Raw genomic sequence first — 14650 nt, forward strand, 5'->3', positions numbered from 1 at the left:
GAGAAAGCATTCTTAGGTATCTCCCCAGTAAAGAGTACCTTGTGATATGTAGAGAAAGAAATAACATTATATATTAATTTTTTAAGAGAGAGAGATTTATGGAAAAAAGACTCATGACAGTAGCCGCAGCCATAGCCGTTAGTACGAGCATGGCGTTTGCGCAAACTTCCATCTCGGGTACCGTTGTCTCAAACGATGATGAAGAACCAATTATCGGTGCTTCTATCCGAATTGATGGTACAAAGACTGGTACTGTTACCGACATTAACGGTAACTTCTCCTTGATTGTTCCTAACAAGAACAGCAGTTTGGTTATTAGCTATCTTGGTATGAAGACCGTTACTGTAAAGGCAGTAAATGGTATGAAAGTTGTTTTGCTTTCAGATTCAAAAAATCTTGATGATGTAGTTGTTACCGCACAGGGATTGAAGCGTCAGAAACGTTCTTTGGGTTACGCCACTCAGGAAATTAAATCTTCTGATTTAACTTCTGTTGGTCAGCAAGGACTCAACAACGCCTTGGCTGGTAAAGTTGCTGGTGCCCGTTTCGTTGGTGGCTCTGGTGCAAAATTCGATGAAGGAAAAATTGTGCTCCGTGGTACAACCTCTCTGTCATCAGACAATGGAACAGCTGCTGGAGCTGCAGCAGGTTCAAGTCCTATTTATGTAGTAGATGGCGTTATCACAGAGGCTGCCGCTGTCAACATGAATGATGTTGCCAGTGTCAATGTGCTGAAAGGTCCTGCTGCTACTGCGTTGTATGGTGTACGTGGTGGCAATGGTGCTGTTATCATTACAACCAATAACGCTAAGGAAGGTGAGGCTCATCAGCAAATTAATATCAGTAATACTCTGACTTGGACTACAGCTTACAGCCACGCAAAATTGCAGAAAGAATATGGTGGTGGTGCATATGGAGCTGATGGTGAATTGGATGTCTATCATTGGAAAGAAGGTGATCCGGAATCCTACAAACAACTTGATGGAAAGAAGTATTACGACTACGCAGATGACTGCTCTTGGGGACCTCGTTTTGATTCTAATATCAAGTATCTGCCTGCTATTGCATGGGATGAAACAAGTCCATATTTTGGTCAGGAAGATACTTGGACAAGTCTTCTTGATATGAATGATTTGTTCCAGACTGGTGTTGCAGACAACACCAATGTATCTTTTGAACGTTCTGGTAAAGACTTCTCTTCACGCATTTCGTTGTCTAACATGAACATAAATGGCGTAAATCCTAACAGTGGTGCTATTCGTAGATATGCCAATATCAAGACTGCTTTCACACCATTGAAGAACTTACGTGTTTCTTTCGATTATAAATATACTTATAAGAAGAATCATAATGCTGCAACTGAAGGTTATGGTACCGAAAGTAACAACCCATACTCAGACCTTCTTCAGTGGGGACAAACCAATGTAAACTTGAAGCAGTATAAGAATTATACTCGTCCAGACGGCTCTTTCCGTACTTGGAATATAAAAGATTATAATGATTTTACTCCAGCATTCCACGATAGTCCGTATGCAGTGTACAATGAAATAAACAACACGAACACAAGGGAATTCCATGTACTTGCTGGTGATATCGAGTATTCTTTGCCATACAACATCAAAGTAGGTTTCAAGACGACAGCCAACCTTTATAATTTCTATCAGCTCTATAATCGTGCTGGTTTGACAGGACAAACTGATATTCATAAGCAGTGGCAGCGCAAGTCATACGATGTTTATAATCAGGGGCGCATCACTTGGGATGACAAGTTTGTCAATGATCGTTTGTCTGCTCAGGCTGCCATCTTCATCGAAAACCGCAACTACCACTATGAGGGTATGGATGTATTCACTCGCGACGGCTTGTTGTTACCAGGTTTATTCCGTACAACTAATTCATATGGTCTGTCTGGTGGTGATGATGCTTCTACTGATGCAACAACCAATGAAGTTGGCGATTATGACAAGGCTTATACAAGACGAGAAAAGGCACAGAGCCTCTTCGGTACTGTAACTTTGGGTTGGGATGACACTTACTTTGTAGATGCATCTCTTCGTAACGATTGGAACTCAACACTTCCTACAGATAACAATAGCTATCTTTATGGTGGTCTTTCTGTTGCAGCTGTAGCCAGCAACTGGTTTAAGCAGGCAAAATGGCTTGACTACTGGAAACTTCGTGCATCATTTGCTCAAGTAGGTTCTGCTTTGACACCATATCGTTTGTCTACAGTTTACAACTTTGGATATCGTTATGGTTCTACAGCTTCTATGTATGGTAATCCACAGTTGATTGATAAAAATATCAAGCCAACCATCACAACATCTTATGAGATTGGTACGGAATTCAGCGTCTTGGGTAACCGCTTGTGGGGTGATATCAACTACTATAGCCGTGACACCAAAAACCAGATTATCAGTACTACAGTAGGTCCTGCTTCTGGTTATTCTTCTCGATTGATGAATGCAGGTTTGATTCGCAACCGTGGTTATGAAATATCTCTGGGTGGTAAGCCTATCAAGACTAAAAATTATGAATGGACTATCGAGGCCAACATTGCTCATAATGAGAACAAATTGGTAGAATTGGCTCCTGGTATGACAAGATACACTCTCGATGGTATGTCTTTCTACTCTTATCTGTATAGCTATGCAGAGGTTGGCAAACCAATGGGTGCCCTCTATGTAACACGTAGCTGGCAGACCAATGAGAATGGCGATATTATCTTGAAGAAGAATAAAGCAGGCAACTTGATGCCTCAGATAGATAAAACTACAGAGAAGTATATTGGCAATATGCAGCCTAAGCTTACTGGTGGTTTCTCTACTGCCGTACGTGTATATGACTTTACATTGCGTGCATCTTGCGATTTCCGTGTAGGTGGTAAGTTCGCTTCTGTCACCAACATGTGGTTGGAAGGTTCTGGTCTCGGTTCTACAACAGCTGGTACCAACGACCGTGGTGGTGAGATTCGTGGTGACATCTCTGAGAATGGTGGTGTAAGAGTGGATGGTGTTGTTGCCAATGAAGATGGTACATATAGCCCTGCAACCACATACGTAGAAGCCAACACTTACTTCCAGGGATTGAAGTCAACTCTTTGGGAGCCATACGTATATGATGGTAGTTATATTAAAATGCGTGAATTGTCTTTGACATATAATATGCCTAAGACTCTTTTGAACCAATTACATATCGGTTTGCAATCCGCAAGTATCGCATTTGTTGCTACAGATCCATTCTTGCTTTATAGCAAAGTGAAGAACGTAGATCCATCTGAAACAGATGGTACTTTGTTTGAACAAGGTCAGGCTGTTTCTACTCGTTCATGGGGCTTCACTGTAAACTTAACTTTCTAATCGTATAAAGGATAAATATATGAAATCAATTATATTAAAGACTGCTCTTGCTTTTGTTGCTGGAGCTTCATTAGTAAGTTGTGGCGACTTTGGGGATATCAATGATAATCCTAATAAGCCAACATCTGCATATACAAGTTATTTATTTTCTAATGTAACCCGTCATACTCCATATATTTGGAATGACGAGCGCTATTCTAGTAATAGAAGTGATACCTATTACAACCCAGTATATCTGATTTATCCACAATATATTGCAGAGCGTCAGAATGTTCAGTATGGTACAATGAACCTCTTTACAGGTAGTACAATTGACACGTACCGTTACGTACTGAAAAATTTAAAGAACATCATTGATATGAACACCAATGATGCCACAAAGAATGAAGTTTGCGTATCTTCTTTTGGTAGCAATGCCAATCAGATTGGAGTAGCTCGTACCTTGATGGGGTATTTCTATCTCCACATGACAGATATATTTGGTATGATTCCATATTCAGAGGCATTGCAAGGTGAGGCTAACTTGACACCTAAGTTGGATACACAAGAGGAAATCTACAAAGGCGTAATTGCAGATATGAAAGAAGCATACGACCAGATGGATGCCTCAAGTAATCTGAACGCTACATACGATAAGATTTATGGTGGAAATATTGCAAAGTGGAAGAAAATGAACGCTACAGTTCGTATGCTTGCAGCCATCAAGTTGTCGGATGTTGATCCTACAAATGGTAAGCAATGGTTTGTTGAGGCTTATAATGATGGTGCCATCGAAGATAACGCGGACAATTTTGTATATAAGTATTATGCCAATACCGACAATGAGAATCCATTATATACAAACATTGTCACAGGTGCTCGTAAAGACTTTGCTCCAAATAAGGCTTTTGTTGATTCTTTGAATGTTGTAAATGACCCACGTCGTGCGGTATATTTCACAAAAAATGCCAATGGTGAATACAAAGGAATTCCTTTAGGAATCAAACAGGCAGATGTCTCTAATTACAACAAGGACAATTCAGACTTTGCTCCTGCCATGCAGGCACAGGATGCGCCATTGACTATGTATTCTGCAGCGCGAGTTCTTTTAGTCGAGGCAGAAGCTGCAGTAAGAGGTTGGATTAGTGCTGATGCAAAGAATTTATATGAAAAGGCTGTTGCTGCTTCATTTACAGCCAAAGGTCTTACTTACACTGATGATGTTCTTCAGAACTACTTGGCACAAGATGGTGTTAAATTCCAGGGTACAGACGAAAACAAAATTATGCTGATTGCTAAACAGCGTTGGATCAACGGCTATTTCGAAGATGGTGTAGAGGCTTGGTCTGATTGGCGTCGTCTTGACTTCCCTGTTATTGTAACTGGTTCTTATTCCAAAGAACTTAACATCAATCATGTTCCTTATCGTATGCCTTACGGTTCTTCGGACCGTAGTGCAACTCCTGCACAGTACGAAGCTGCTGATAAGATTCAAGGTGCAGACAGCCCAGATACCAGAGTATGGTGGGATGTCAAAGACAATAGAGAAGAGTAATTTTATCCAGAGGAAAAGTTTTTAAATCACATATATTAATTAAGGTGTATCCTTCTTGCTCCTCATCGAGCATTCAGGATACACCTTTTTTCTTTTCTCCTTTCTTCATCATGACTTTTTTCTAGAAAAGTTACACTTTGTCCGACATTTTATTATAAATATACGGATTTTTATGCGTTTTTGCTTACGAAAAACAAAAGAAAGCGGCAGTTTTGTCAAAAACTGCCGCTTTCTCTGAAATACTAACTTTCTGTCTTTAATTCTTTGTCTAGAACAAAGAGCATATAGAGGGGGATGTTGATGGTTTTCGAACTGTTGTTTCTCTCGTATGGCAAGAGACTGGTGCGAACCGACCATTTGGGGGAATATTTTTCCCGATATAGTTTCAAACTTTTGGCATTCATGGTTACTCCTGCCTTTGCTTCTAGTGGATATACATCTAAACCATCAGAAATAAGGAAGTCGACCTCTGCAGTGGCTGAGGAAGACCAATAATAATTGGTTTCCAGAGTTTCTGCAAAGTTCTGAAGTTCCTGACAGACATACTGTTCTGTCAGCGCTCCCTTAAACTCTTCGAAGATTCTGCTTCCTTCTAATATTACTTTCGGCGAAATCTTGCTCATTGCCCTCAACAGACCTACATCCAGTAAGAATACCTTAAACGATTTGAGTTCTGCATAGGCTGAAATCGGGATGTCGGGCTTGCTGACATTGTTGGTTCTGATGATTTCACCTGCATCAGAGAGCCACATGATGGCATCCTCATATTCCCGTGCTCTGGCTCCCTCTCTCACCAGTCCATAGACAAACTTCTTGTTTTCCTTCGCCAGTTGCGAAGGGATGCTGTTCCATACATAACGGATTTTCTCGACCATATTCTTTGGCGCATGCTTGGAGAAGTCTTTCTGGTAGGCTGCTATCAGTTCCTGCTGGATGCGGTTCACCTTGTTGTAGTCTTTGCTGTCCAGCCACTCTGTAACAACAGCTGGCATACCTCCTATTATCATGTATTTTTTCAGATAATCTGTAAGGCGAGCCTCGAATGCCCCCAGGTTTCTGTTTCCTTTATCGATATAGTCTACCAGCATGTTCTCTTCGTTTGCTATCAGGAACTCTTTAAAGGACATGGGATATAGATGCAGGAAATCAGTCTTTCCTACAGGGAAGGATGTGCCTTCGTGCAGGGCTATGCCTAGCAATGAGCCTGCGCAGCAGATAGCATACCCTGGTGCTTCTTCGCAGAAATACTTCAAAGAGGTGAGTGCTCTTGGCATTTCCTGTACTTCATCGAAGATAATAAGCGTTTCCTCGGGTATTATCATCTTACCATTATAGATGGAGAGCTGTTCTATAATGCGTTGTGGCGATAAGTCGCCGGCAAATATCTCTTCGAGTACATCACTCTGTTCGAAGTTGATGTAACATACGTCTTTGAAGTACTTGCGCCCAAATTCTTTCAGTAGCCAAGTCTTGCCAACCTGTCTTGCACCTTCCAATATCAGTGGCTTCCTACCGTGACTGTTTTTCCATTTTAACAATTGGGATATAAGGAGTCTTTTCATACGTCTAAAATTAAGTTTTGGCAAAGATACTAATAAACAGTGAATTACGCAAGAAAAATCACATTTTCCTAAGGACTTTTAAGTATATCTATCACATTTTTCTAAGGACTTTTCTGTTAAATCATCACATTTTCCTAAGGACTCTTAGGGGCTTAAATCGAGAATTCTGTCGTAATCTCAGAAAAAAAGCAAGATTACGACAGATTTTCATGATTTTTCTCTTTAAAAGATTAATTATCTTGTTTCGTCTTTACTAATCTGTGGATGGATTAGAAATCAGAAACGCTTACGGCTGTGATAGGCACGATGCGGAAGTTGTCCAGTGCAGATTCCCTTTATACCTTATTATATATATATTTAGTATTCGTATAGCTTGATGTGGAGTATTTTATTGTCTCCACATGAGATGCGGGCATGGCGCCCCTGGTGGTCCTGATCACCATTATCACGACGGATAAACTGTAATTTGCCGTTTTTGTCTACTTCAACCTGGTCTACATATCCGATACCGATACGTTTACCTTTGAAAGTTGTGGCTTGTTTCTTTGTTTCGGTTCCACCGTTGTCTACAAATCCGTCCTCACCGAGTTTCTTTTCTTCAGCTTGCGCTTTTTCAGTCTTGCTTTGGAAGACTACGACGATTCCATTACCTGCTATGATGTATTCGTTCTTGGCTAGTTTCACAATCAAGCCACCGCCTTCAGGCCATTTACTTCCATCTGTAGCGCGAGGATCCCATGGTAGCGTGAAGAAATGACGGCAGGTCATGGTGATATCTCCATCTTCGATGATTCGCTCTTTATCTTTCTGATCGAAGAGTAATCCCCAGTTTTTTCCCTTTCCCTGATGCTGAAGCAGGATAGGAGAGAGTTGGTCGATAACCTTATATGAACGTCTGAGACTGTTCTTCACCTTGTTGTTAGCTTCATCGAGAGCAAACGGACTGAAACTGATGGCATCTGTTTCGCCGAAGGTATAATATGCCTTTACGCCGCTATTGATATCGCATTTCACTTCTGGAGTGAAGAAAGGATTGTCGGCACGCTTGTATTTCTCTACCCATCCCTTGTAACCGGTATCATAGATATCTGGTGCAAAGATGTCGATACTTGGTGCACCGCATTTCCAGATATCAATCAGATGGGCAAGTGGTCCGGCAGAAGGATATTCGCCTGGTTTTCTGCCACGGCTGTTCATTGCTGCATTTACATACATCGGAATATTGTAGATGGCTTTGCCTGCTGAGGCTAGCTGCTCTACATACTTGGCATAATAATATGCTTGGAATTTCTCGTCAGCATAACGGTCTGTTCCGAAAACTTCTGCCCATGTACCTTTCTTCTTGAGCTTGAGTGCCTTGAACAATGGGGCAGGAACTGCCTGTCTGTAAGCTTTTTCGGCAAGAGGAGAATGGTCGCGGGCTGATTCGAGCATGCCGATTTCGTTTTCTACCTGCATCATGATAACGGTATTCTCCTGACTGTCTACTGCTTTGATGTGCTTCATCAGTTCGCAGAATGCTCGCTTGTCTGCTTGAAGCAGGTTATCGCTGAAGGCTGTGCATATCTCTAATGGCTTGCTGTTCTCTGTGAGTGAACGAGGGAAACGCTTGGTGTTTTCCTTTACCCATAGTGGAGCATAGCAGCTCATGGAATTCTTCCAGGCACCAAACCATAGGAAGACAATCTTCAAGTCATGCTTACGGGCAGTTGTGATGACGCTGTCTACGAGTGCAAAATCATATTTGCCCTCATTAGGTTCTACAAATTCCCAATATGCAGGAACGAAGACAGAGTTGACTCCGCTATTCTTCATCTGTTTCAATGCTTTCCTGATGTCGGCAGGACTCGTTGCGGCAGAGTTGCTCAACTCACCAGCCAGGAGAAGCATCGGCTTGTCATTGACAACAAGCTGGGTTGCAGAGCCTTGCTTCTGCAGTTTCACTCCAGCTTGTATATTGATGCAGCATAATAATGCTAGAAAAGATAATACGATCTTATTCATAAATCTTCATTTTAGAAAAGGTTTGAAAATACTTGAGACAGGTATTGCGCCATTCCTTGGCGTTTTCCAACTGCACATTGAGCAATGAATCGGTATGCTGCCATTCCTGCTCATGACCTTTCATATACTGCTTGGCAGCAGTGTGCCAGTAATCACGGTAAACTTCTACCATTGCTACGCCCATGTTGTACTTCATGCAGAGTTCCTGCCAGAGTGTGCTGCCCGACTTCATCCTATAATTCCATGGCACATGATGGAACCAGAGGAGATATTCCTCAGGACAGGTTTGGATGTTGTCGTACTGGCTGCGATAAGGCTCCGGATACTGACCTACGGCATCAGTTCCGTCAGATGAACGGTTGAAACCGATTCCGTTGCTATCTGCCTGATGATAATATACTGGGCACCATTCCAGAGGATATTCGGCCTTGAAACCATCAGGTTCTGGTCCATAGTGATGGTCGAATTTGAATATGTGGTGCAAGCCGAGTGGCATCATGTAGTTGACACAGGCTTCTCGTGATGTAAGCATCATCATTTCTACTGGTTTTGTGAATCTTTCATCCTTACATTCGTAGGTCTGTATCAGCCATTCGTGGGCGATTTCTTCCGATGAAATCGATGGATTCCATGCCAAACGTCCAAAGGCATACCAGTTGGCTTGAGAGAAAGGATGACCGCACCAATTGGCATTGTCTCCTATATTAGAAACGCCTGCAATACCCTTTAACTTGTCTGGACTGACAAAGCGGAAGAACTCCTTCCACATAGGTGCCAGGTAAACAAGATGCTTGGACTGCCCGAGATATTCCTGGGTAATCTGCAACTCCGCAATCTGAGGAGTTTGGTGGATATTGTCGAAGATGGGTGCGTATGGTTCACGAGGTTGAAAGTCAAGCGGACCATTTTTTGATTGCAGGATGACGTTGTCGCGAAATTTTCCATCTTGATATTTAAATTCGCTTACAGCTTGTTTTACTCTGTCTTCTCCCTTGTGATTGGCGCCATATACAAAACTTCTCCACATCACGATGCCACCAAATGGTTTCAGTGCATCAGCAAGCATATTGGCGCCATCGGCATGGTTTCTGTGATAGTCGCCTGGCCCTGGTTGTCCCTCAGAATTGGCTTTAACGAGAAAACCACCGAAATCAGGAATAGATGCATAGATTTCCTTGGCTTTCTTTTTCCACCACAGTTGTACTTTCATATCTAATGGATCGGCTGTCTTCGTGTAACCAAGAGCCATCGGTGAGGCGAAGTTGATACTGAGATATACCCGAATGCCGTATGGACGGAAAATATCTGCGATAACTTTTACTTTATGAAGGTATTCCGAAGTCATCATTTGGGGCGAAGCATTCACATTGTTAAGTACTGCGCCATTGATGCCGATGGATGCATTGGAGCGGGCATAGGTGATGAGGCGGTTACGTAAGTCCTTACTGATATTCTTGAATTCACCGGCTTTATCTAATATGATTTCATCCCATTTCCAAATACTTTTTCCTGCATAGCCGCGCTCAATGCTGCCATCAAGATTATCCCAATGGTTGAGTATTCGCAAGTTTACGGCAGGTTTTTCTGTCTTGGAAAGATGAGAGAGATTACCAGTCTCTTGTAGGCGTAGTAAATCATAGGCACCATAGAGAATACCAATGGAACTGCTGGCTATGATACTGGAATCTGTCAGCATATAGCCTTCGCCAAGGTTGAGAAGTGGGTCAACTCTGATGCTTACTTCTTTGCCCTTGTAGTATTTGGTGAGTTCGTCTTTGGCAATGGAAAGGGTTGCATCCTTGTCAGTCATTCCTTTTACCAAACAGGTGTTGTAGCCTTGTTTGTTTAACCAAAGCATAGAGCCGTCGCTTGTTTTCTGGAAAAAATTCTGGGCATTTGTTGTTAGAGTAAACGCAAATGCAAGTGATAAAATAAGATATTTCTTCATATTTGCAACTACTTAATATTGTTGAAGTTTAATAAGTTTGCTGCAAAAATACGAAAAAATACCTTATCTGTTATGTGTAACCGCTTATTTTTCATTTCTTTTTGTTTCAGCATATTCAGATGGTGACATGCCGAAGTGTTTTTTGAAGATAGTCGAGAAGTGGTTTTGGTTGTTGAAACCTACAGAGTATGCCACTTGTGTGAAGTTGATCTTGTCTTCTTCAATAAGGCGGGCGGCTTGCTCCAATCTTAGATTTCTAATGAATTCACCGGTAGAAACACCCGCAATTTCTTTCATTTTCCGATGTAGTTGTGCACGACTGATACCAGCCTTTTCTGTTAATTTCTCGACATTGAAGTCTGGGTCCGTAAGATTTTCGTTGATGCACTTCATGATTCGTTCCATCAATGCATCGTTGTTTCCCTTAACCTCTATTTTTTTTATTTTCTCTTTTTGTCCCATGGCTCCTGTGTATTTACCTCGTAGTCTGCGGACATTATCCACAAGATTGTCTATGAGAATATGTAGTTCTTCCATGTTGAAAGGCTTGGAGAGAAAAGCATCTGCGCCTTTTTTCAAGCCTTCCAGTCTGAAATCTACTTCGCTTTTAGAAGTGAGTAGAATCACCGGAATGTCGTTTATATTCGAGTTTCCCTTGATGTTTTTGAGCATGGTGATACCATCCATTACAGGCATCATGACATCACTGATAACCAAATCATATTTCCCAGTGAAAAGAAGTTTCAGTCCTTCTTTTCCGTTTGGAGCATAGCCGAAATGATACCATTCGCTCAGTTCTGCTTGAACATATTGAGCAATTTCTTCGTCATCATCAACGATGAGTATGTTGAAATTCTTGCTGGCTTGTTTCTTCTTGCAGTTTTCTGTTGCATTTATTTTTTCTTCATCCATCTGTATTTCCTCTGGTTTCAAGTGCTCTTTTCCTAAAGGAATATTGATTTCAAGGCAAGCTCCCTTGGTTCCATCAGTACGGTTATATGCCCTGATTGTTCCTCCATGCATCTGAGTAATTGCTCGACTGAGGTTTAGACCGATACCTGTTCCTTCGATATGGAGTCCGCTGCTGTTGTTCCCCTGGTAGAAACGTTCGAAGAGCCGGTCGGTCTTCTCTTCTTTCAGTCCGATGCCTGTATCTTCTACCCTGATGATGGCATTCTTTTCGTCTTTACCTATGATAATGGTAATTTCGCCGCCATCAAAGGTATACTTCATGGCATTGGAGAGCAGGTTGGAGATAACCTTGTCGAAGTTGATGCGGTCTATCCAAACCTTCAGTTTGTCTTTGTCGCTGCTGAGGCTTTCGTCTTCTTTGAGCGAAAGGGTGATGTTGCGCTCCTGTGCATTGAAGCGGTAAAGCGATATGATGCCATGCAGGAAATCCTTGAGCGGAGTCTCCTGGCAATGGAGATGCATCTGGTTCTTGTCTATCTTTCGCTCATCAAGTATCTGGTTTACCAGAAGCAGGAGGCGCTGGGCATTGCGGTCGATGGTATCGATATCCTGTTTGCTTTCGGCATCTGTTAATCTTGTTTTCAGCTTGTTGAGCGGCCCCATGATCAATGTCAGCGGCGAGCGGATGTCGTGGGTGGCATTGATGAGGAACTGCATCTTGGTTTCTTCCAGGTCTGCCTTGCGGCGGCGCTCGTATGTATAGATAACATACAGGATGACGCTTGCTATGATCAGGATATAGAGGAGATATGCCTCGGGTGATGCATACCAAGGGTCGCATACCTTGATGTTGATGATGGTAGGATTCTTGGAATATCTGCCATTGCTGGTAGCTCTCACTTCCAGCGTATAGTCGCCCGGTTTCAACTTGTTGAATGCTACGGCATTGGCTCCTTCATTGGTGCTGTTCCATTTGCCGTCGTTGATGCGATATTGGAAACTGATATTATCGGTGTTCCTGTAGTTGAGCAGCGAGAACTCCAGAGTGAATGAATTCTGGGAGTAAGGAATGTTGAAGTCTTTGACCATACAGTTGATTGGCTTTCCGTCGATGATGAAGTTGGTGAGATGTACATCTCCCAATTCCATCTTCTTGGCCCTGACAACATCAGGATAGAAGGTTGTAATACCGTCACTGGTTCCGAAGGCGATAAGGTCGCTGGCGGTATGCATGGAAGAGCCCAGCACGTACTCACGGGTAGTAAGTCCGTTGCCGTTGATGTGCCCGATAAACTGTCTGTTCTTCTGTTCATACTGCCAGATGCCCATGGTTGTACTTACCCACAAGTCACCCTTTTGGTCTTTGATGATGCTGCAGACCTGCTTGCCTTTCAACGCTTCGGCATGAGGAAAGCCTGAAATCTTATTGCTCTTTCTGTCAAACAGATAGAGTCCTTCTTCCGTACCGATGATAATATCGCCGTTCTTTCCTTCGCAGATACCATTCGTCTGTCTGTCTTTCAGAATGTTGTGCCATCCGAAATCCTTGAAACTGAGCGTTTGGGTATTGAGACAGGAAACTCCATTAGAGGTTCCTATCCATAAATGGCCTGTATGGTCGAGCGCCATGCTTCGCACCCAGTCGTTGCAGAGAAATCCTTTATCGCCTCTTTGCTGCATATTCAGAACGGTAACCTTGCCGCTTTCCACATTATATATATATAGGCCTTTGCTGTATACAGAAATGTAAAGGTTGCCCTGTGCATCGTCGGTCATACTGTAGATGCCGGCGCTGGTAAAGGTGAGTTTCTGCTGGTATGTACCTGTATGAGGGTTGTAGCTGTAGAGTGCGCTACCATTGCTGATCCAGTAATCGCCACGTCGGTCTTTATAGATGATGCAAGTACCGGCAGGTGACTGGGGATGGGCGATAATCTTGCCTGAAGCATCAAAACAGAACACACCACTGTTCTGTACTGTACACCATGTTTCACCATTTTCGCCTTGTGCAATAGATGAAACGCTGCTGCCGATGATGTAGTTCTGTGCAGAGAAACTCCAGCTGTTGAAAGCCTGCTGGCGCTGGTTGATCAGGTACAGACCTTTCTTGTAACAGCCTATCCAGAGATTGTTGTCCTTATCTTCGATGATATCGTTGACGAAGGCGGTAGCCAGATTGAAACTGCTGTTGCTGTTCTCCAACTGTTCTACCCTGTTGCTTCCCTTTCTGATCATGAGAACACCATGTTCAGAGGTGCTGATATAGAGGTTGCCTTCGTGGTCGAAGGTAGCATTGTTGATGGTTACGTTATTCTGATAACCGCCAAAGTCGTAGCCGGCATCAGCGATGCGGCCTGTCCGGTAATCATAATAGACGATGCCATACATACAGACGATGAGCATGGTCTGCGGGCGATGCTGGATGAAAGCCACAGGTGCTCCGCATGGCGATTTGAAGTCTTTGCGCTGCACCTTGCCTTGTTTCTTGATGAAACGGGTGAAGATAGAAAAGTGGCTACTCTGCCAGAGATAATGATGCTTATCTTCGTAGATATGGGTAAAGAATACATCAGAATCGCGCTCAGCGTATTGCCTTTCCTGTCTGATAGTGAAAAGGTTGTCTGTTCCTTTCTGGGTATTTCTGTCTTTTACAGAATAGAGACCATATCCTGCTGTACCCAGCAGGATATCGCCATTGTGACTTTCTACCATAGAATAGATACGTGGCTTTCTGCCATCAGGAAACTGGAGACGGGCGAAATCGTTCGTCTCATAATTATAGCGCATCAGTCCCTTGGCACAACCTATCCACAGGTTACCTTTCTTATCTACCAGCAGGTCGGAGATAATGTTGTCGGTAATGGAGGTTGTGTCTTCTTCGTTGTGCAGATAGTTGGTAAAGCGGTAGCCGTCAAACTTGCTGAGTCCGTATTCGGTTCCCACCCAGATATATCCGTATTTATCCTGCACAATGCAGTTGATGAGCGAACTTGACAGTTTGCCCGATGTGAAAAGTTCACCACTGTCTGCCCATACCATGAGCGAGATGATGATAGCCATAAATGCCGTGAGGCAATGTTTCGTATATTTCATAAGTTTCTGTTTGTTGCTTGCTTTTTAGGTTGTTGATGTTGCAAAAGTAACAAAAAAGCATGAAAGCAACAAATAAAAACGAGATAAAATGTTTCGTTCACTTTTGTTTCTTTATCTTTTTCTTTGTTTTTCCGTACCATGAAACAAATAGAAATGATTAGGTACCATTAATTGTATGTAGTTTCAATAGTTTTTGCTATATTTGCAGCGTCAACAGCAAAATAGAACCAAAACATAG

Annotated in this window: 6 protein-coding genes; 2 read left to right on the plus strand and 4 right to left on the minus strand. The window is 42.6% G+C overall.

All coding sequences use genetic code 11. The annotated features are described in order from the left end of the window. The first annotated feature begins 98 nt into the window (after positions 1-98). Together KUA50_RS13270 and KUA50_RS13275 are read left to right on the plus strand one after the other, a co-directional pair. A complete protein-coding gene (locus tag KUA50_RS13270) occupies positions 99-3359 on the plus strand; it encodes a SusC/RagA family TonB-linked outer membrane protein (RefSeq protein WP_256624087.1) in 3261 nt (1086 codons plus the stop codon). Between the two features lie 19 nt (positions 3360-3378). Further along, a complete protein-coding gene (locus KUA50_RS13275) occupies positions 3379-4893 on the plus strand; it encodes a SusD/RagB family nutrient-binding outer membrane lipoprotein (protein ID WP_218455874.1) in 1515 nt (504 codons plus the stop codon). Between the two features lie 242 nt (positions 4894-5135). Here the strand turns inward: KUA50_RS13275 and KUA50_RS13280 are convergent, their stop codons facing one another. The 4 genes from KUA50_RS13280 to KUA50_RS13295 form a co-directional block, all read right to left on the minus strand. Beyond that, positions 5136-6455 (minus strand): ATP-binding protein, encoded by a 1320-nt coding sequence (locus KUA50_RS13280; protein ID WP_218455875.1) that lies wholly within the window; start codon positions 6453-6455, stop codon positions 5136-5138. Positions 6456-6812: 357 nt separating this feature from the next. Next, a complete protein-coding gene (locus KUA50_RS13285) occupies positions 6813-8459 on the minus strand; it encodes a DUF5597 domain-containing protein (RefSeq protein ID WP_218455876.1) in 1647 nt (548 codons plus the stop codon). Further along, the gene (locus KUA50_RS13290; protein ID WP_218455877.1) at positions 8452-10407 is read right to left on the minus strand and encodes an alpha-glucuronidase; all 1956 of its coding nucleotides are present in this window, start codon (positions 10405-10407) and stop codon (positions 8452-8454) included. Before KUA50_RS13290 ends, KUA50_RS13285 begins: the two co-directional genes overlap by 8 nt. An 84-nt stretch (positions 10408-10491) precedes the next feature. After that, positions 10492-14412 carry a hybrid sensor histidine kinase/response regulator transcription factor gene (locus tag KUA50_RS13295; protein ID WP_218455878.1) on the minus strand — a complete coding sequence of 1307 codons (3921 nt, stop codon included), beginning with the start codon at positions 14410-14412 and terminating at the stop codon, positions 10492-10494. Between the last annotated feature and the right edge of the window lie 238 nt (positions 14413-14650).

The sequence above is a fragment of the Segatella hominis genome (genome assembly GCF_019249725.2).
Lineage (GTDB): Bacteria > Bacteroidota > Bacteroidia > Bacteroidales > Bacteroidaceae > Prevotella.